At 39.7% G+C, this 20,675-nt stretch carries 12 protein-coding genes; all 12 read left to right on the forward strand.

Going from position 1 to position 20,675, the window contains the following annotated elements:
* Positions 1 to 3: 3 nt before the first annotated feature.
* The 12 genes from aroB (at position 4) to EWZ81_RS07600 (ending at position 20,625) form a co-directional block, all read left to right on the forward strand.
* Entirely contained in the window at positions 4 to 1,035 is a 1,032-nt protein-coding gene (gene aroB, locus EWZ81_RS07545) for a 3-dehydroquinate synthase (protein WP_165549541.1), read from the forward strand.
* Positions 1,026 to 2,597: a mechanosensitive ion channel family protein gene (locus EWZ81_RS07550; protein WP_165549542.1), complete on the forward strand. Its 1,572-nt coding sequence runs from the start codon at positions 1,026 to 1,028 to the stop codon at positions 2,595 to 2,597. Before aroB ends, EWZ81_RS07550 begins: the two co-directional genes overlap by 10 nt.
* On the forward strand, positions 2,594 to 3,850 hold the full coding sequence (gene mtaB, locus EWZ81_RS07555) for a tRNA (N(6)-L-threonylcarbamoyladenosine(37)-C(2))-methylthiotransferase MtaB (RefSeq protein WP_165549543.1): 1,257 nt from the start codon (positions 2,594 to 2,596) through the stop codon (positions 3,848 to 3,850). Before EWZ81_RS07550 ends, mtaB begins: the two co-directional genes overlap by 4 nt.
* The gene (locus EWZ81_RS07560) at positions 3,837 to 5,489 is read left to right on the forward strand and encodes an AAA family ATPase (protein ID WP_165549544.1); all 1,653 of its coding nucleotides are present in this window, start codon (positions 3,837 to 3,839) and stop codon (positions 5,487 to 5,489) included. Before mtaB ends, EWZ81_RS07560 begins: the two co-directional genes overlap by 14 nt.
* 2 nt (positions 5,490 to 5,491) lie before the next feature.
* A complete protein-coding gene (gene bioV, locus EWZ81_RS07565; RefSeq protein ID WP_165549545.1) occupies positions 5,492 to 6,010 on the forward strand; it encodes a pimeloyl-ACP methyl ester esterase BioV in 519 nt (172 codons plus the stop codon).
* A gap of 12 nt (positions 6,011 to 6,022) precedes the next feature.
* Complete coding sequence (locus EWZ81_RS07570) at positions 6,023 to 6,496, forward strand: DUF4149 domain-containing protein (protein WP_165549546.1); 474 nt, start codon at positions 6,023 to 6,025, stop codon at positions 6,494 to 6,496.
* A gap of 66 nt (positions 6,497 to 6,562) precedes the next feature.
* Entirely contained in the window at positions 6,563 to 15,286 is an 8,724-nt protein-coding gene (gene imaA / locus EWZ81_RS07575; RefSeq protein WP_165549547.1) for an immunomodulatory autotransporter protein ImaA, read from the forward strand.
* Between the two features lie 48 nt (positions 15,287 to 15,334).
* Entirely contained in the window at positions 15,335 to 16,552 is a 1,218-nt protein-coding gene (lysA, locus tag EWZ81_RS07580; RefSeq protein WP_165549548.1) for a diaminopimelate decarboxylase, read from the forward strand.
* A 4-nt stretch (positions 16,553 to 16,556) separates the two neighbouring features.
* Positions 16,557 to 16,847 (forward strand): chorismate mutase, encoded by a 291-nt coding sequence (locus EWZ81_RS07585; RefSeq protein ID WP_001171389.1) that lies wholly within the window; start codon positions 16,557 to 16,559, stop codon positions 16,845 to 16,847.
* A gap of 12 nt (positions 16,848 to 16,859) precedes the next feature.
* Positions 16,860 to 17,732, forward strand: a complete 873-nt coding sequence (locus EWZ81_RS07590) for a DUF2156 domain-containing protein (RefSeq protein WP_165549549.1) — start codon at positions 16,860 to 16,862, stop codon at positions 17,730 to 17,732.
* Positions 17,733 to 19,412 (forward strand): bifunctional chorismate-binding protein/class IV aminotransferase, encoded by a 1,680-nt coding sequence (locus EWZ81_RS07595; protein ID WP_165549550.1) that lies wholly within the window; start codon positions 17,733 to 17,735, stop codon positions 19,410 to 19,412.
* A gap of 193 nt (positions 19,413 to 19,605) precedes the next feature.
* Positions 19,606 to 20,625, forward strand: a complete 1,020-nt coding sequence (locus tag EWZ81_RS07600; RefSeq protein ID WP_001215710.1) for an aliphatic amidase — start codon at positions 19,606 to 19,608, stop codon at positions 20,623 to 20,625.
* Positions 20,626 to 20,675 lie beyond the last annotated feature (50 nt).

The raw sequence follows: 20,675 nt of genomic DNA on the forward strand, positions 1-20,675 counted from the left end.
AGAATGCAAGAAATTTTAATCCCCTTAAAAGAAAAAAGCTATAAAGTGTTTTTGGGGGAATTGCCCAAAATGGAATTGAAACAAAAAGCGCTCATCATTAGCGATAGCATCGTGGCCGGGTTGCATTTATCGTATTTATTAGAGCGCTTGAAAGCCTTAGAAGTCAGAGTGTGCGTGATAGAGTCTGGGGAAAAATACAAGAACTTTCATTCATTAGAGCGCATTTTAAACAACGCCTTTGAAATGCAATTAAACCGCCATTCTTTAATGATAGCCCTTGGTGGGGGAGTCATAAGCGATATGGTGGGGTTTGCGAGCAGTATTTATTTTAGGGGGATTGATTTTATTAATATCCCTACGACTTTACTCGCTCAAGTGGATGCGAGCGTGGGGGGGAAAACAGGGATCAATACGCCTTATGGCAAGAATTTAATCGGATCGTTCCACCAGCCTAAAGCGGTTTATATTGATTTAGCTTTTTTAAAAACCCTTGAAAAAAGGGAATTTCAAGCAGGGGTGGCTGAAATCATTAAAATGGCGGTGTGTTTTGATAAAAACTTGGTAGAAACATTGGAAACAAAGGATTTAAAAGATTGTTTAGAAGAAGTGGTTGTCCAAAGCGTCAGTATCAAAGCTCAAGTTATTATACAAGATGAAAAAGAGCAAAACATCAGGGCTGGGTTGAACTATGGGCATACCTTTGGGCATGCGATAGAAAAAGAGACTGATTATGAGCGATTTTTGCATGGCGAAGCGATCGCTATTGGCATGTGCATGGCTAATGATTTAGCCCTTTCTTTAGGCATGCTCACTCTAAAAGAATACGAACGCATAGAAAATTTATTGAAAAAATTTGATCTGATATTCAATTACCAAATCCTTGATCTTCAAAAATTTTACGAACGCTTGTTTTTAGACAAAAAAAGCGAGAACCAAACCCTAAAATTCATTTTGCCTAAAGGCGTTGGAGCGTTTGAGATTGCCTCTCATATCCCTAAAGAAACGATTTTAAAGGTGTTAGAAAAATGGCATTAAGGGTATTATTATTCTTTTGTTTTTTGTTTTTGCAAGCAGAAGATAAGAGCCAAGAATTATCCTCTATACAAAAACAAATGGCTTTGGTGGATAAAAAACTCGCCAAAGACGATAATGTGTGGTTGAAAAAGTTTGAAAACTATAAGATCTACAACCAAATTTATACCGAAAAAGAGAGCGTGAGGCAGGAATTAAGGCGTTTAAAAAATAAAAAAAGCAAGGATTTGTTAAAGATTAGCACCTTAGAGCACACCTTAAAGGCTTTAGAGTCCCAGCAAAAAATGTTTGAAAGCTATGGGGTCAATCCTTTTAAGGACTTGATAGAGCGCCCTAATATCCCCAATATCCCTAATATCGCTAACCCTATTGCGATCATTGATGGCATTTCTTTCATTAAAAGCATGCGTTTAAAGCATGAAAGTCTTAAAAATAACCAGAGCGCTTTAGAAGAAGTTTTAAGGCTTTTAGATCAAAAACACCAGCTTTTAAATCAGTGGCACGCTTTGGATAAAAGCACGAAATTAAGCGATGAAATTTATCAAACTCAAGCCAAACGCTTAGAATTGCAAGGGGCTCAAAATATTTTAAAAACCACGATTGGGATTTTCCAAAAAGACAGCGATGAGGCTATAAGCATCGTTAAATCTCAAGTTAAAAACCAGCTTTTTAAATTGGTTTATGTGTTTTTAGCAGCCCTTTTGAGCGTGGTGTTTGCTTGGATTTTAAAAATCATTTCCAGTAAATACATTGAAAATAATGAGCGCGTCTATACCGTGAATAAAGCCATTAACTTCGTGAATGTGAGCGTGATCATTTTAATCTTTCTTTTTTCGTATTTAGAAAATGTTACTTACTTGGTCACGGTTTTAGGTTTTGCGAGCGCGGGTTTAGCGATTGCGATGAAAGATTTGTTCATGAGCTTGCTTGGGTGGTTTATTATTTTGATTGGGGGGAGCGTGCATGTGGGCGATAGGGTGCGTATCGCTAAGGGGACGGATATTTTTATTGGCGATGTGTTGGATATTTCTATGTTGCACATTACGATTTTAGAAGACGTAACCTTTACCACTTATACGAACAACAGGAGAGCGGGCCGGATTATCTTTGTGCCTAACAATTACATTTTCACCACCATGTTTGCTAATTACAGCCATTTTGGGATGAAAACGGTTTGGGATGGGGTGGATTTTTGCGTTACATTTGATTCTGATTTTAAAAAAGCTTCTAAAATTGCGCTCAATGTCGCTACAGAATTGTCTAAAGAATACACGGATATTACCTATAAACAGCTCAATAAAATGCGCGACCGGTATTCTTTAAGGAGTTTGAGCGTGAAGCCTCGATGCTTTTTGATGCCTGAAAGTAACGGGATAAAGATTTCAGTGTGGTATCAAACCAATTCGTATGCGACCATGTCTTTAAGGAGCAAGATTGTGGCTGAAATTGTTGAAGCTTTTTTGAAAGAAGAAAATATCCATATCGCTTATACGACCAGCAAGCTGCTTAAAGTGGATGCTGATTTTCTAGGCGATGGCTTTGGGAATAAAAGGGAACAAAAATGAAAAAAGTCTATTTCAAAACTTTTGGGTGCAGGACGAATCTTTTTGACACGCAAGTGATGGGCGAGAATTTGAAGGATTTTAGCGCGACCTTAGAAGAACAAGAAGCCGATATTATTATCATCAATTCTTGCACCGTAACCAATGGGGCCGATAGCGCGGTAAGGAGTTACGCTAAAAAAATGGCACGATTAAATAAGGAAGTGCTATTTACTGGCTGTGGGGTGAAAACCCAAGGCAAGGAGCTTTTTGAAAAAGGGTTTTTAAAGGGCGTTTTTGGGCATGACAATAAAGAAAAGATTAACGCGCTTTTACAAGAAAAAAAGCGTTTTTTTATAGACGACAATTTAGAAAACAAGCACTTAGACACCACGATGGTGAGCGAGTTTGTGGGCAAGACTAGGGCGTTTATCAAGATCCAAGAAGGCTGTGATTTTGATTGCAATTATTGCATTATCCCAAGCGTGAGAGGGAGGGCTAGGAGTTTTGAAGAAAGGAAAATTTTAGAGCAAGTGGGCCTTTTATGCTCTAAAGGCGTTCAAGAAGTGGTTTTAACCGGCACCAATGTGGGGAGCTATGGGAAAGATAAAGAAAGCAATATCGCACGATTGATTAAAAAATTAAGCCAGATTGCTGGGTTAAAACGCATCAGAATTGGGAGCTTAGAGCCTAATCAAATTAACGATGAATTTTTAGAGCTTTTAGAAGAGGATTTTTTAGAAAAACATTTGCATATCGCTTTACAGCACAGCCATGATTTCATGCTAGAAAAGATGAACAGAAGAAACCGCACAAAAAGCGATAGGGAATTATTAGAGGTAATCGCTTCTAAGAATTTTGCTATCGGCACGGATTTTATTGTAGGGCATCCGGGCGAGAGTAAAAGCGTTTTTGAAGAAGCGTTTAAGAATTTAGAAAGCTTGCCCTTAACGCACATCCACCCTTTTATTTACAGCAAACGAAAAGACACCCCCTCTAGCTTGATGACTGATAGCGTGAGTTTGGAAGATTCTAAAAAGCGTTTGAATGCGATTAAAGATTTGATTTTATATAAAAATAAGGCGTTCAGGCAATTGCAACTCAAACTCAACACGCCCCTAAAAGCCTTAGTGGAAGCGCAAAAAGACGGCGAATTTAAAGCCCTAGATCAATTTTTCAACCCCATTAAAATCAAAAGCGATAAGCCTTTAAGGGCTAGTTTTTTAGAAATCAAAGAGTATGAAATTAAGGAGAGGGAAAATCATGCCGTTTTCTAAATTTTTAGAAAACCTCACCGCTCCCTTTAAACGCATCAAAAACCGCTCGCTTGTTTTGGCGTTAGGGTTTTTGATCCTTACTTTTTGCTTGCTTCTTTTTTTAGTTTTGAGCGATGTTTCTAGGCTCATATCGGGTAAGGACTTTTTTTATGTGATCCAATCCCACCCCAAACAAACTTTAATTGAAGATGAAAATTATTTTTATGCTAACAAGGGTCTTTATAAAACCAACAAAGAAGCCTTTTTAAGAGCCTATAAAATCCCAGAAAGCATGCCCATAGAAAGACGAGAAAATTTAAATAAGGTTTCTAAAATCTTTTTAGCGTTGCTTTTTTTCATTTCTAGCATGCTTTTTGGGATCTTTTGGCGCTTGCCCAAACGATTGGATACTAAAATGAGTTTAGAGAGCGCAACTAAAAACGAATTAGAAAATGCATTCCAGCGATACGATGCGCTAGGGGTGCGTTTTGAAGATATTGCAGGGGTGGATGAAGTTAAAGAAGAATTATTAGAAGTGATAGATTATTTAAAAAACCCTAAAAAATACCAGGATTTAGGGATTTTTCTCCCTAAAGGCGTGCTTTTAATCGGGCCTCCTGGAGTGGGGAAAACCATGATCGCTAAAGCCTTAGCGAGTGAAGCTAGAGTGCCGTTTTTTTATGAAAGCGGGAGCGCGTTTTCTCAAATTTATGTGGGGGCTGGGGCTAAAAAAGTGCATGAACTTTTCATGCACGCTAAAAGGCATGCCCCCTCTATTATTTTTATTGATGAAATTGACGCTCTGGGTAAGGCTAGGGGAGGGCATAGGAGCGATGAAAGAGAGGCCACGCTCAATCAGCTTTTAACCGAAATGGATGGGTTTTTGCAAAACGATGAGGTGGTGGTGATAGGAGCGACTAACCAAATGGAAGTGATGGATGAAGCGCTATTAAGGAGCAAGCGTTTTGATCGGCGCATTTTCATTTCTTTACCGGATCTACTAGAAAGGCAGAGCATTTTAGAAAAGCTTTTAGAAAACAAAAAGCATGCGCTCAATTACCTTAAGATCGCTAAAATTTGCGTGGGTTTTAGCGGGGCGATGTTAGCGACTTTAATCAATGAAAGTGCTCTAAACGCCCTAAAACACCAACGAACCGAAATCATTGAGAGCGACATTTTAGAAGTGAAAGACAAGATCGCTTACGGCAAGAAAAAGCCTCAAACCTTAGACGAAAACCAAAAAGAATTGGTCGCTTTATATCAAAGCGCGAAAGCCTTGAGCGCGTACTGGCTAGAAATTGAATTTGATAAAGCGCCAATATTAGGGGAATTTATCGCTTTTAATGAAAATAAAATCCATAGCGAGAGCGAGATTAAAAATTACATTAAAGTGTATTTGAGCGGGACAATTATTTTAGAGTTGCTCTATAAGGAGCGTTATAGTCTGTCTAAACAAGACTTGCAAAAAGCGAAATTTTTGAATGAATTTATGGCTAGCGAGCTTCTTTTAGCCCCTACAAAAGAGTCTTTAAGCGTTCTTTATGAAGAGCAACTGGAGTTTTTAAAGCCGCAAATTACAGCTTGCAAGCGGTTGAGCGCTCTGTTATTGGAGCAAGAATGTTTAGAACATTCTAATTTGTATGATTTATTGAACGGGTGAAAATGCGTTTTTTTAGTGGTTTTGGATTCATTAATGAAAGCGTTTTGTTTGAAGAGTGGCTTTTAAAAGGGGCTTATGATGTGTCAGGCTTTTCTATGGGAGCGATTAAGGCGATAGAATACGCTTATAATGAAATCTTGCAACAGCGCCGCATCAATTCTTTGTTATTGTTTTCGCCTTGCATGCTAGCGCATAAGAGTTTGGCGTTCAAACGCTTGCAACTTTCTTCGTTTCAAAAAGACCCGCAAAGCTACATGAATAACTTTTATGAAGAAGTGGGCTTGAGCGCTAAAATGGAGCGTTTTAAAAAAGAGGGTTCTTTAGAAGAATTAGAATTTTTATTGAATTACAAGTATAGTGATTCTATAATTAGAGTTTTATTAGAAAAAGGCGTGAAGATTGAAGCGTTTATCGGTTTAAAAGATAAAATCACTGACATTCAGGCCCTGTTAGAATTTTTTATGCCTTTAGTTCAAGTGTGGCAGTTTAAGGATTGTAACCATTTGTTGCAAAAATCTTAAAAAAGGTGGAAGATGAAAAAATTTGGTTTAGGGGTGTATTTGCTTCTTTTAGGTATTTTGGGCGGCTCTTTGATCATTCTAGGAGCGATAGTTGCGCCCATTGTTTTCAAAGCTTCAAGCATTTTACCTGAATTGAATCTGACTCCCTTTGAGAGCGGGAAGCTCATGGCGCAAATCTTTGTGCGTTTCAATTATGTTTTAGGCGCGATCGGTTTTGTGGTGTTACTTTATGAAATCATTTCCTTTATTTATGATAAAAGATCGTTAGTGTATTTGATCCTTGGCGTGGCGATAGGGGCGTTGTGTTTGCTCTTTGTTTTTTATTACACGCCTTATATTTTAAACGCACAAAAGGTGGGCGAAGTTGCGCTTCAAAGCGCTGAATTTGCCCGCTCGCATGCTCAAAGCGAATGGCTGTTTAAGGAATTGCTTGTGCTGGTGTGCACTTTGTTTTTTTGGCGTTTGTTTGGGAAAAATGCACTTTAGTCCCTTTGATTTAATCAAATGAGAGAGTTTTTGGCTACCATCTAGGAAATGAGAAAGTAGCATTTAATGAAAAAGTTTAAAAAGAAACCAAAAAGTATAAAACGATCGCATCAAAAAACAATCTTAAAGCGTCCTTTATGGCTTATGCCTTTACTCATCAGTGGGTTTGCTAGTGGGGTGTATGCTGATGGAACAGACATTTTGGGGCTTAGTTGGGGGGAAAAAAGCCAAAAGGTATGCGTGCATCATCCATGGTATGCTGTATGGAGTTGCGACAAATGGGAGGAAAAAACACAACAATACACAGGAAACCAACTCATAACAAAAACTTGGGCAGGGGGTAATGCGGCTAATTACTACCACACTCAAAACAACCAAAATATTACAGCCAATTTAAAAAATGATAACGGCACTTATTTTTTAAGCGGTCTGTATAACTACACCGGAGGGGAATATAATGGGGGGAATTTAGACATTGAATTAGGCAGTAACGCTACTTTTAATCTAGGTGCGAGTAGTGGGAATAGCTTCACTTCTTGGTATCCTAATGGGCATACTAATGTTACTTTTAGCGCTGGGACTATCAATGTGAATAACAGCGTAGAAGTGGGCAATCGTGTGGGATCGGGAGCTGGCATGCACACCGGCACAGCCACTTTAAACTTGAACGCTAATAAGGTTACTATCAATTCCAATATCAGCGCGTATAAAACTTCGCAAGTGAATGTAGGCAATGCTAACAGCGCCATTACCATTAATTCGGTTTCTTTAAGTGGGGATACTTGCAGTTCTTCAGTTAGCGTTGGGATAGGGGCTAATTGCTCCACTTCAGGGCCTAGCTATTCTTTTAAAGGGACGACTAACGCTACTAATACGACCTTTAGCAATGCAAGCGGTAGTTTCACTTTTGAAGAGAACGCCACTTTTAGTGGGGCGAAATGGAATGGGGGGGCATTCACTTTCAATAAAGAGTTTAAAGCCACCAATAACACCGCCTTTAATAGCGGTAGTTTTACTTTTAAAGGCGCAAGCTCTTTTAATGGTGCTTCGTTTAGTAACGCTTCCTATACTTTTAACAATCAAGCCACTTTCCAAAACAGCTCCTTTAATGGGGGGACTTTTACTTTTAACAACCAAAGTAATCCAACTAACAGCGCTCAGCACCCCCAAATTCTGTTTGAAAACAGCTCTTTTAGCGGCAGCACTACCACTCTTAAGGGTTCTGCGACTTTTGAGCAAGCCTTTAACAATTTAAACCAGCAATTGACGATACAAAACGCTTCGTTTGATAACGCCACTTTTAATAATACCGGTAAAATCACTATAGAAAAAGAGGCAAGTTTTAACAACACGACTTTTAACACTTCTATTAATACAAACAACATGAGTGTTACCGGTGGCGTTACTTTAAGCGGTAAGAATGATTTGAACAATGGCTCAACCCTTGATTTTGGGAGTTCTAAAATCACTCTCACTCAAGGGACGACTTTCAACCTCACAAGTTTAGGGGATAAAAATAGCGTAACGATTTTAAATTCTAGCGGTGGGATCACTTATAATCATCTTTTAAACCATGCGCTCAATAGCCTGACAAACGCCTTAAAAACAACTGAAAGCCCTTCAAAGCCGCAAAGTTTCGCTCAAGGTTTGTGGGATATGATCACTTACAATGGGGTTACTGGACAGCTTTTGAGCGAAAACGCTGCAACATCTAAACCCGCTGACTCTTCGCCCCCTAAATCCTCTTCAAACCCTACGCAAGTCTATCAAGTGGGCTACAAAATAGGGGATACTATCTACAAACTGCAAGAAACTTTTGGTCCTAATTCCATCATTATTCAAGCTTTAGAGAGCGGGACTTACACGCCACCCCCTGTCATTAACGGCTCCAAATTTGACTTATCCGCTTCAAATTATATCAATTCTAACATGCCTTGGTATGATCATAAATATTACATCCCCAAATCCCAAAATTTTACAGAGAGCGGGACTTATTACTTGCCGAGCGTTCAAATATGGGGGAGCTACACTAACTCGTTTAAACAGACCTTTAGCGCGAGTAATAGCAATCTGGTGATTGGGTATAACGCAACATGGACTGGAAATAGCGTTTCTTCTAGCGGCACGGTGTCTTTTGGGGACACTTCAGGGAGCGCTCTTAATGGGCATTGCGGGCCTTGGCCGTATTATCAATGCACAGGCACGACTAACGGCGCTTATAGCGCTTATCATGTGTATATCACAGCGAATCTGCGTTCTGGCAATCGTATAGGCACCGGTGGGGCAGCCAATCTCGTCTTTAATGGGGTAGATAGTATCAATATCGCTAACGCTACTATCACGCAACATAACGCCGGGATTTATTCAAGCTCCATGACTTTTTCCACGCAAAACATGGATAATTCGCAGAATTTGAGTGGCCTAAACGCTAACGGCAAACTTTCCGTGTATGGCGCAACTTTCACTAACCAAGCCAAAGACGGGAAATTCACTTTCAATGCGGGGCAAGCGACTTTTGAAAACACCAACTTTAATGGAGGGAGTTACCAATTCAGCGGCGATAGCTTGAATTTTTCAAATAACAACCAGTTTAATAGCGGTTCGTTTGAGATTGGCGCAAAAAACGCTTCGTTCAATAACGCTAACTTTAACAACAGCGCTTCTTTTAATTTCAATGATTCTAGCGCGACCACTTCGTTTGTGGGGGGTTTCACTAACGCTAATTCAAATTTGCAAATTGCCGGGAGTGCTGTTTTTGGGAACCCTACCAATAGTAATGACTCTCAAAATAACGCTAATTTTAATAATACCGGCTCTGTGAATATTTCAGGGAATGCAACCTTTGATAATGTGGTTTTTAATAGCCCTACGAACACAAGCGTGAAAGGGCAGGTTACTTTAAATAATATCACTTTAAAAAATTTAAACGCTCCTTTGTCTTTTGGCGATGGAACAATCACTTTTAACGCTCATTCTGTTATTAATATTGATGAATCTATCACTAATGGCAACCCTATCACCCTTGTAAGCTCTTCTAAAGAAATTGAATACAACAACGCTTTCAGTAAAAATCTATGGCAGCTCATCAACTACCAAGGGCATGGGGCAAGCAGTGAAAAGCTCGTCTCTAGCGCGGGTAATGGCGTCTATGATGTGGTGTATTCTTTCAATAACCAAACCTACAATTTCCAAGAAATTTTTTCACAAAACAGCATTTCTATCCGGCGTTTGGGCGTTGGCATGGTGTTTGATTATGTGGATATGGAAAAATCGGATCGTTTGTATTATCAAAACGCTCTCGGTTTTATGACCTACATGCCTAACAGCTATAACAATAATTTAGGGAATCCAAACAACACCATTTACTATTACGACAACAGCATTGATTTTTATGCGAGCGGGAAAACTCTATTCACTAAAGCGGAATTTTCTCAAACGTTCACCGGGCAAAACAGCACGATCGTTTTTGGGGCTAAAAATATATGGACGGATGCGAGCGATGTGCCGCAATCTAATGCAATCATTCGCTTTGGGGACAATAAGGGGGCAGGAAGTAATGATTCGAGCGGGCATTGCTGGAATTTGCAATGCATAGGCTTTATTACAGGGCATTATGAAGCGCAAAAGATTTACATCACCGGTAGCATTGAAAGCGGGAATCGCATTTCTAGCGGTGGGGGCGCGAACCTTAATTTTAACGGGCTTCAAGGCATTCTTTTAACGAACGCGACTTTGTATAACCGCGCTGCTGGCACGCAAAGCTCTTCTATGAATTTTGTTTCTAACAGCGCGAACATTCAGGCTCAAAACTCCTATTTTATAGACGATACCGCGCAAAATAAAGGCAACCCTAATTTTAGTTTCAACGCTTTGAATCTGGATTTTTCTAACAGCTCTTTTAGAGGCTATGTGGGGCAAACGCAATCTGTTTTTAAATTCAATGCCGTTAATGCGATCAGTTTCACTAACAGCTCTAATTTAAGCTCTGGTTTGTATCAAATGCAAGCTAAAAGCGTGTTGTTTGACAATTCCAATTTAAGCGTTTCAGTGGGGACAAGCAGCATTAAAGCCAATGCGATCAGTCTTTCTCAAAACGCCTCAATCAATGCGAGTAACCATTCAACCTTGGATCTTCAAGGCGATTTGAATTTGAACGACACCAGCTCGCTCAACCTCAACCAAAGCACCATTAATGTTTCTAACAATGCCACGATCAACGATTATGCGAGCTTGATTGCGAGTAATGGCTCTCACCTTAATTTTAACGGAGCGGTCCATTTCAATTCAGCGAATATTACTACGAGTTTGAGTGATTCCTCTATCGTGTTTAAGGGAGCGGTCTCTTTAGGAGGGCAGTTTAATTTAAGCAATAACTCTTCTTTAGATTTTCAAGGCTCTAGCACTATCACCTCTAACACGGCGTTTAATTTCTATGATAACGCTTTTTCTCAAAGCCCCATCACTTTCCATCAAGCCCTTGACATTAAAGCGCCCTTAAGTTTGGGAGGCAACCTCTTAACCCCTAACAACAGCAGCGTGCTGGATTTAAAAAACAGCCAGCTTGTTTTCAGCGATCAAGGGAGTTTGAATATCGCTAACATTGATTTACTAAGCGATCTAAACGATAATAAAGATCGTGTGTATAACATCATTCAAGCGGGTATGAACAATAATTGGTATGAGCGTATCAACTTCTTTGGCATGCGCATCAATGATGGGATCTATGATGCTATTAACCAGACTTATAGTTTCACTAACCCTCTCAATAACGCCCTAAAAATCACCGAGAGTTTTAAAGACAACCAATTAAGCGTTACGCTCTCTCAAATCCCGGGTATTAAAAACACGCTCTATAACATTGGCTCTGAAATCTTTAACTACCAAAAAGTTTATAACAACGCTAATGGCGTGTATTCTTATAGCGATGATGCAGAAGGCGTGTTTTATCTCACGAGCAATGTGAAAGGCTATTACAACCCTAACCAATCCTATCAAGCCAGCGGCAGCAATAACACCACGAAAAATAATAATCTCACCTCTGATTCTTCTGTCATCTCGCAAACCTATAACGCGCAAGGCAACCCTATTAGCGCGTTGCATGTCTATAACAAGGGCTATAATTTCAACAATATCAAAGCGTTAGGGCAAATGGCTCTCAAACTCTACCCTGAAATCAAAAAGATATTGGGGAATGATTTTTCGCTCTCAAGTTTGAGCGATCTAAATTCTAATGCGCTAAACCAGCTTACCAAACTCATCACGCCTAACGATTGGAAAAACATTAACGAGTTGATTGATAACGCAAATAATTCGGTGGTGCAAAATTTCAATAACGGCACTTTGATTGTGGGAGCGACTAAAATAGGGCAAACAAACACCAATAGCGCGGTTGTTTTTGGGGGATTGGGCTATCAAAAGCCTTGCGATTACACCGATATTGTGTGCCAAAAATTTAGAGGCACTTATTTGGGGCAGCTTTTGGAGTCCAGCTCGGCTGATTTGGGCTATATTGACACGACTTTTAACGCTAAAGAAATTTATCTTACCGGCACTTTAGGGAGTGGGAACGCATGGGGGACTGGGGGGAGCGCTAGCGTAACTTTTAACAGCCAAACTTCGCTCATTCTCAATCAGGCTAATATCGTAAGCTCGCAAACCGATGGGATCTTTAGCATGCTGGGTCAAGGGGGTATTAATAAGGTTTTCAATCAAGCCGGGCTCGCTAATATTTTGGGCGAAGTGGCGATGCAATCCATTAATAAAGCCGGGGGATTAGGGAATTTAATAGCAGATACGCTAGGGAGTGATAGCGTGATTGGAGGGTATTTAACGCCTGAACAAAAAAATCAAACCCTAAGCCAGCTTTTGGGGCAGAATAATTTTGATAACCTCATGAACGATAGCGGTTTGAATACGGCGATTAAGGATTTGATCAGACAAAAATTAGGCTTTTGGACGGGGCTAGTGGGGGGATTAGCCGGGTTGGGGGGCATTGATTTGCAAAACCCTGAAAAGCTTATAGGGAGCATGTCAATCAATGATTTATTAAATAAAAAAGGGTTGTTTAATCAGATCACCGGCTTTATTTCCGCTAACGATATAGGGCAAGTCATAAGCGTGATATTGCAAGATATTGTCAAACCGAGCAACGCTTTAAAAAACGATGCAGCCGCTTTAGGCAAACAAATGATTGGCGAATTTTTAGGCCAAGACACGCTCAATTCTTTAGAAAGCTTGTTGCAAAACCAGCAGATTAAAAGCGTTTTAGACAAAGTCCTAGCGGCTAAAGGTTTAGGGCCTATTTATGAACAAGGTTTGGGGGATTTGATCCCTAATCTTGGTAACAAGGGGCTTTTCGCTCCTTATGGCTTGAGTCAAGCGTGGCAAAAAGGGGATTTTAGTTTCAACGCGCAAGGCAATGTTTTTGTGCAAAATTCCACTTTCTCTAACGCCAATGGAGGTGCACTTAGTTTTAACGCAGGGAATTCGCTCATTTTTGCCGGAAACAATCATATTTCATTCACTAACCACGCTGGAACGCTTCAATTATTGTCCGATCAAGTTTCTAACATTAACATCACCACGCTTAATGCGAGCAACGGCCTTAAGATTAACGCCGCTAATAACAATGTTTCTGTGTCTCAAGGCAATCTGTTTATCAACGCTAGTTGCGCGCAACAAGGCACTCCAACGACAGCTAACGCTACAAACCCTTGCACCACCGCTCAAAATAACGCTTCTTCTAATAACGCGTCAAATAACGCGCCAATCGCCTTAAATAATAACGATGAGAGCTTGATGATTACGGCGAATGATTTCAATTTTTCAGGCAATATTTACGCTAACGGGGTGGTTGATTTTTCAAAGATTAAAGGCTCTGCAAACGTTAAAAACCTGTATCTTTACAATAACGCTCAATTCCAAGCCAACAACCTCACGATTTCCAACCAAGCGGTGTTAGAAAAAAACGCCAGCTTTGTAACGAATAATTTAAACATTCAAGGAGCGTTTAACAACAACGCCACGCAAAAAATAGAGGTGCTTCAAAATTTAGTGATCGCTTCAAACGCTTCTTTAAGTACCGGTGTTTATGGGTTAGGAGTAGGGGGGGCGTTGAATAATTTTGGAGCGATACATTTTAATTTAGAAAACATTCAAACGCCAGTACCGCTCATTCAAACAGAGGGGATCATTAATCTCAACACCACCCAAACGCCTTTTATGAATGTCAATAATGTCATGGCCAATAACACGACTTACACTTTATTAAAAAGCAGCCGTTACATTGATTACAATATCAACCCCGATAGCTTGCAATCGTATTTGAAGCTCTATACCTTAATCAATATCAACGGAAACCACATAGAGGAAAAAAACGGCGTGTTGACTTATTTGGGTCAACGGGTTTTATTACAAGATAAGGGGTTATTGTTAAGCGTAGCGCTGCCTAACTCAAATAATGCCTCTCAAAACCATATTTTAAGCCTTTCTGTCCTTCATGATCAGATAAAAATGTCTTATGGCAATAAGATCATGGATTTTACCCCCCCTACCTTACAAGATTACATTGCGGGCATTCAAGGGCAAAGCGCGCTCAATCAAATTGAAGCGATAGGGGGGAATAACGCTATCAAGTGGCTTTCAACATTGATGATAGACACTAAAGAAAACCCGCTTTTTGCACCAATTTATTTAGAAAACCACTCTTTGAATGAAATCTTAGGCGTAACAAAAGATCTTTTAAACACCGCAAGCTTGATTTCTAACCCTAATTTTAGGGATAACGCTACCAACCTTTTAGAATTGGCGAGTTACACCCAACAAACCAGCCGTTTAACCAAACTCTCTGATTTTAGGGCTAGAGAGGGAGAGTCTGATTTTTCTGAGCGCTTGTTAGAGCTTAAAAACAAGCGTTTTAGCGATCCTAATCCTGGAGAGGTTTTTGTCAAATACTCTCAACCTAGCAAACACCAAAATAACCTTTGGGTTCAAGGGATTGGGGGAGCGAGCTTTATTTCTGGGGGCAATGGCACGCTTTATGGCTTGAATGTGGGCTATGATCGGTTGGTTAAAAATGTGATCCTTGGGGGTTATGTGGCTTATGGGTATAGCGACTTTAATGGGAATATCATGCATTCTTTGGGTAATAATGTGGATGTGGGGATGTATGCGAGGGCCTTTTTAAAAAGAAACGAATTCACTTTGAGCACGAATGAAACTTATGGAGGCAATGCAACTAGTATCAATTCTTCTAATTCTTTGCTCTCTGTGTTGAACCAACGCTACAACTACAACACCTGGACAACGAGCGTGAATGGGAATTACGGCTATGATTTCATGTTCAAACAAAAAAGCGTGGTGCTAAAACCTCAAGTGGGCTTGAGCTATCATTTTATAGGCTTGAGCGGGATGAAAGGCAAAATGAATGATGCCGCTTACAAACAATTTCTCATGCATTCAAACCCCTCTAACGAATCGGTTTTAACGCTCAACATGGGGTTGGAGAGCCGTAAATATTTTGGCAAAAATTCCTATTATTTTGTAACAGCGATGTTGGGCAGGGATCTTTTAATCAAATCTAAAGGCGACAATGTGGTGCGTTTTGTGGGTGAAAACACTTTATTGTATCGCAAGGGGGAAATTTTTAACACTTTTGCGAGCGTGATCACAGGAGGCGAAATGCATTTGTGGCGTTTGATGTATGTGAATGCGGGGGTGGGGCTTAAAATGGGCTTGCAATACCAAGACATTAATATAACCGGGAATGTGGGCATGCGAGTGGCGTTTTAGCTTTTTTGCTATAATGCTTCGTTCAAATTTTATGGTTAGGTTTTTTCCATGTTTAATTATGAAGAGCTGTTTCAAACTCACAAAACCCCTTTTTACCTCTATGATTTTGACAAGATCAAACAGGCTTTTTTGAATTATAAAGAAGCGTTTAGGGGGCGTAAATCTTTGATTTGCTACGCTTTAAAGGCGAATTCCAATTTGAGTATTCTCTCTTTATTGGCGCATTTAGAGAGCGGGGCGGATTGCGTTTCCATAGGCGAGATACATAGGGCTTTAAAAGCCGGGATCAAGCCTTATAAAATCGTGTTTAGCGGGGTGGGTAAGAGCGCGTTTGAAATAGAACAAGCCCTAAAACTCAACATTTTATTTTTGAATGTAGAAAGTTTTATGGAATTAAAAACGATTGAAACAATCGCTCAATCTTTAGGGATAAAGGCTAGGATTTCCATTCGAATCAACCCTAACATTGACGCTAAAACGCACCCCTATATTTCTACCGGTTTGAAAGAAAATAAATTCGGCGTGGGAGAAAAAGAAGCTTTAGAAATGTTTCTTTGGGCTAAAAAAAGCGCGTTTTTAGAGCCTGTTAGCGTGCATTTTCATATCGGCTCACAGCTCTTAGATTTAGATCCGATTATAGAAGCGAGCCAAAAGGTGGCTAAAATCGCTAAATCTTTGATCGCTCTAGGGATAGATTTGCGTTTTTTTGATGTGGGCGGAGGGATTGGCGTGAGCTATGAAAATGAAGAGACTATCAAGCTTTATGATTACGCGCAAGGGATTTTAAACGCGCTTCAAGGCTTGGATTTGACCATTATTTGTGAGCCGGGCCGATCCATCGTGGCTGAGAGTGGGGAATTGATCACGCAGGTTTTGTATGAAAAAAAGGCTCAAAACAAGCGCTTTGTAATCGTAGATGCGGGCATGAATGATTTTTTACGCCCGAGTTTGTATCATGCTAAGCATGCCATAAGGGTTATAACGCCCTCTAAGGGGCGTAAGATCTCGCCTTGCGATGTGGTAGGGCCTGTGTGCGAGAGCAGCGACACTTTTTTAAAAGATGTCCATTTGCCAGAATTAGATCCAGGCGATAAAATAGTCATAGAAAAGGTTGGAGCTTATGGCTCTAGCATGGCCAGTCAATACAATTCGCGCCCCAAACTCTTAGAATTAGCCCTAGAAGATCATAAAATCAGAGTGATAAGAAAAAGAGAGGCTTTAGAAGATTTATGGCGGTTAGAAGAAGAAGGCTTAAAAGGGGTTTGATTAGATGCAAAAGAATTTGGATAGTCTTTTAGAAAATTTAAGGGCTGAAATTGATGCGTTGGATAATGAATTGAGCGATCTTTTAGACAAACGCTTAGAAATCGCTTTAAAAATCGCTCTCATCAAACAAGAAAGCCCCATTTATTGCCCTAAAAGAGAGCGAGAAATTTTAAAACGACTCAGCCAAAGGGACTTCAAACATTTGAATGGAGAAATTCTTACGGGTTTTTATGCAGAGGTTTTTAAGATTTCTAGAAAATTTCAAGAAAACGCCCTCAAAGAGTTAAAAAAATAAAAGAGAGTTGTTATGTTTGAAAAAATTGCCCTAGCGCATAAGGACTTGTTTTCAAGGTTTTTAAGCGCTCAAAAAATCGTTTTATCGGATGTGAGTTTTACCAATTGTTTCTTGTGGCAGCACGCAAGGCTCATTCAAGTGGCGGTGATTAGGGATTGTTTGGTGATTCAAACCACTTATGAAAATCAAAAACCCTTTTATTTCTACCCTATCGGTAAGAGGCCGCATGAATGCGTGAAAGAGCTTTTGAAATTAGAAAAAAATTTAAGATTCCACTCCCTGACTTTAGAGCAAAAAGACGATTTGAAAGACAATTTTGTAGGGGTGTTTGATTTCACTTACAACCGAGACAGGAGCGATTATGTTTATTCTATTGAAGAATTGATCGCTTTAAAAGGGAAAAAATACCATAAGAAAAAAAACCACTTAAACCAGTTTCTAACCAATCATGCGAATTTTGTTTATGAAAAAATTTCTCCTCAAAATAAAAAGGAAGTTCTAGAAGCTTCTCAAGCGTGGTTTTTAGAAAGCCAAACCGATGATATAGGGTTAATCAATGAAAATAAGGGCATTCAAAGCGTGTTAGAAAATTATGAAAGCTTGGATGTGAAAGGGGGGCTTATTAGGGTTAATGGGGAAATAGTCTCGTTTAGTTTTGGAGAAGTTTTAAACGAAGAGAGCGCGCTCATCCACATTGAAAAAGCCCGCGCAGATATTGCAGGCGCGTATCAGATCATCAACCAACAATTGCTTTTGAATGAATTTAGCCATCTAACTTACGCTAACAGAGAAGAAGATCTAGGATTAGAGGGTTTGAGAAGGTCTAAAATGAGCTATAACCCGGTGTTTTTGATAGACAAATACGAAGCGGTTGCTAGAAATTAAATGATTTTTGGGGATTTTAAATATCAAAAAAGCGTTAAAAAACTCACAGCCACCAATCTTAACGAGCTTAAAAACGCCCTGGATTTCATCTCTCAAAATAGGGGGAAGGGGTATTTTGTGGGGTATCTTTTGTATGAAGCGCGATTAGCGTTTTTAGATGAAAATTTTCAAAGCCAAACCCCTTTTTTGTATTTTGAACAATTTTTAGAAAGAAAAAAATATTCTTTAGAGCCTTTAAAAGAGCATGCGTTTTACCCTAAAATCCACAGCTCTTTAGATCAAAAAACTTATTTCAAGCAGTTTAAGGCCGTTAAAGAGCATCTCAAAAACGGCGATACCTATCAAGTGAATTTGACAATGGATTTATTTTTAGACACTAAAGCCAAACTGAAGCATGTTTTTTGCGAGGTAGCGCACAACCAAAACACGCCTTTTAAGGCTTTGATAGAAAATGAGTTTGGGAGCGTTTTAAGCTTTTCGCCGGAATTGTTTTTTGAATTAGAGTTTTTAGACACAGCGATTAAGATTATCACAAAACCCATGAAAGGCACGATCGCTCGCTCAAAAAACCCCTTGATAGATGAAAAAAACCGATTGTTTTTGCAAAATGATGACAAAAATAGAAGCGAAAATGTGATGATCGTGGATTTATTGCGTAACGATTTGAGCCGCTTGGCCTTAAAAAATAGCGTGAAAGTCAATCAATTGTTTGAAATCATCAGCTTGCCGAGCGTGTATCAAATGATAAGCGAGATTGAAGCTCAATTGCCCCTAAAAACCAGTTTGTTTGAGATTTTTAAGGCGTTGTTCCCTTGCGGATCGGTTACCGGATGCCCTAAAATAAAAACCATGCAAATCATTGAAGATCTAGAAAAACGCCCTAGGGGGGTGTATTGCGGGGCGATAGGCATGGTTGAAGAAAAAAAAGCCCTTTTTAGCGTGCCTATCCGCACTTTAGAAAAAAGAGCGCGCGAAGATTTTTTGCATTTGGGGGTAGGGAGTGGGGTAACTTATAAAAGTAAAGCGCTAAAAGAATATGAAGAGAGCTTTTTAAAATCCTTTTTTGTGATGCCTAAAATAGAATTTGAGATTATAGAGACGATGAAAGTTATCAAAAGGGATCAAAAATTAGAGATCAATAATAAAAACGCCCATAAAGAACGCTTAATGCATAGCGCCCAATACTTTAATTTCAAATGCGATGAAAATCTTTTGGACTTTGAATTGGAAAAAGAAGGGGTTTTAAGGGTTTTATTGAATAAAAAGGGAAAGCTCATTAAAGAATATAGACCCCTAGAGCCTTTAAAAAGCCTAGAAATCCGTTTGAGTGAAGCCCCCATTGACAAACACAATGATTTTTTATACCACAAGACCACTTACGCCCCTTTTTATCAAAAGGCTCGAGCGCTCATTAAAAAAGGCGTTATGTTTGATGAAATCTTTTATAACCAGGATTTGGAACTCACTGAGGGCGCTAGGAGCAACCTTATTTTAGAAATCCATAACAGGCTTTTAACCCCTTATTTTAGCGCGGGTGCGTTAAACGGGACGGGTGTTATGGGATTGTTAAAAAAGGGTCTTGTTGGGCATGCCCCTTTAAAATTACAAGATTTGCAAAAAGCGGCTAAAATCTATTGCATTAATGCTTTATACGGCTTAGTGGAGGTGGGAATAAAATAACTATAAAAATAGAAGCGGCTAAAACCTCATTTTTAGAAATAGGTTACCAAATAGAACAAAAAAGTTAAAACTCGCCTATAATAATTATAATGATTAAAGTTTTCACATTCATTATAAATCCGTTTACACAATTATTTTATAAATTCAACAGAGGGTTTTTAGGAACTCTCATCAAAAAAATAAGGAACATAACATGAGACATGGAGATATTAGTAGCAGCCCCGATACTGTGGGTGTAGCGGTAGTTAATTATAAGATGCCTAGACTCCACACTAAAGAACAAGTGTTGGAAAATTGTCGCAATATCGCTAAGGTGATTGGTGGGGTCAAACAGGGTTTGCCTGGGTTGGATCTGATTATTTTCCCTGAATACAGCACGCATGGGATCATGTATGACAGACAAGAGATGTTTGACACAGCCGCAAGCGTTCCTGGAGAAGAAACCGCAATCTTTGCTGAGGCTTGTAAGAAAAACAAGGTTTGGGGAGTGTTCTCTTTGACTGGTGAAAAACACGAGCAAGCTAAAAAGAATCCCTATAATACTTTGATTCTTGTCAATGATAAGGGTGAGATCGTGCAAAAATACCGCAAAATCTTGCCTTGGTGCCCTATTGAATGCTGGTATCCTGGGGATAAAACCTATGTGGTTGATGGGCCTAAGGGCTTGAAAGTTTCTTTGATCATTTGCGATGATGGGAACTACCCTGAAATTTGGCGCGATTGCGCGATGCGTGGGGCAGAGCTTATTGTGCGCTGTCAAGGTTACATGTATCCGGCTAAGGAGCAACAAATTGCGATAGTGAAAGCCATGGCGTGGGCTAATCAATGTTATGTAGCGGTAGCGAATGCGACCGGCTTTGATGGGGTGTATTCCTATTTCGGGCATTCTAGCATTATTGGTTTTGACGGGCATACTTTGGGCGAATGCGGGGAAGAAGAAAATGGTCTTCAATACGCTCAACTTTCCGTGCAACAAATCCGTGATGCGAGGAAATACGACCAAAGCCAAAACCAACTCTTCAAACTCTTGCACAGAGGTTATAGTGGGGTTTTTGCTAGTGGCGATGGGGATAAGGGTGTGGCGGAATGCCCTTTTGAGTTCTATAAAACTTGGGTTAATGACCCCAAAAAAGCTCAAGAAAATGTAGAAAAAATCACTCGCCCAAGCGTGGGTGTGGCCGCTTGTCCTGTGGGCGATTTGCCCACGAAATAAGGGGCGAAAGGAGGGGGGCTTCATAGAAGCTTAAAGCATTTTTAATATCT

The sequence above is a fragment of the Helicobacter pylori genome, from assembly GCF_011140715.1.
Lineage (GTDB): Bacteria > Campylobacterota > Campylobacteria > Campylobacterales > Helicobacteraceae > Helicobacter > Helicobacter pylori_DA.

Coding starts and splice junctions, on each gene's coding strand:
- EWZ81_RS07595 (WP_165549550.1), top strand. CDS start 17,733: ATGATTTTTGGGGATTTTAAATATCAAAAAAGCGTTAAAAAACTCACA.
- EWZ81_RS07600 (WP_001215710.1), top strand. CDS start 19,606: ATGAGACATGGAGATATTAGTAGCAGCCCCGATACTGTGGGTGTAGCG.
- EWZ81_RS07590 (WP_165549549.1), top strand. CDS start 16,860: ATGTTTGAAAAAATTGCCCTAGCGCATAAGGACTTGTTTTCAAGGTTT.
- EWZ81_RS07570 (WP_165549546.1), top strand. CDS start 6,023: ATGAAAAAATTTGGTTTAGGGGTGTATTTGCTTCTTTTAGGTATTTTG.
- EWZ81_RS07560 (WP_165549544.1), top strand. CDS start 3,837: ATGCCGTTTTCTAAATTTTTAGAAAACCTCACCGCTCCCTTTAAACGC.
- imaA (WP_165549547.1), top strand. CDS start 6,563: ATGAAAAAGTTTAAAAAGAAACCAAAAAGTATAAAACGATCGCATCAA.
- EWZ81_RS07550 (WP_165549542.1), top strand. CDS start 1,026: ATGGCATTAAGGGTATTATTATTCTTTTGTTTTTTGTTTTTGCAAGCA.
- lysA (WP_165549548.1), top strand. CDS start 15,335: ATGTTTAATTATGAAGAGCTGTTTCAAACTCACAAAACCCCTTTTTAC.
- EWZ81_RS07585 (WP_001171389.1), top strand. CDS start 16,557: ATGCAAAAGAATTTGGATAGTCTTTTAGAAAATTTAAGGGCTGAAATT.
- aroB (WP_165549541.1), top strand. CDS start 4: ATGCAAGAAATTTTAATCCCCTTAAAAGAAAAAAGCTATAAAGTGTTT.
- mtaB (WP_165549543.1), top strand. CDS start 2,594: ATGAAAAAAGTCTATTTCAAAACTTTTGGGTGCAGGACGAATCTTTTT.
- bioV (WP_165549545.1), top strand. CDS start 5,492: ATGCGTTTTTTTAGTGGTTTTGGATTCATTAATGAAAGCGTTTTGTTT.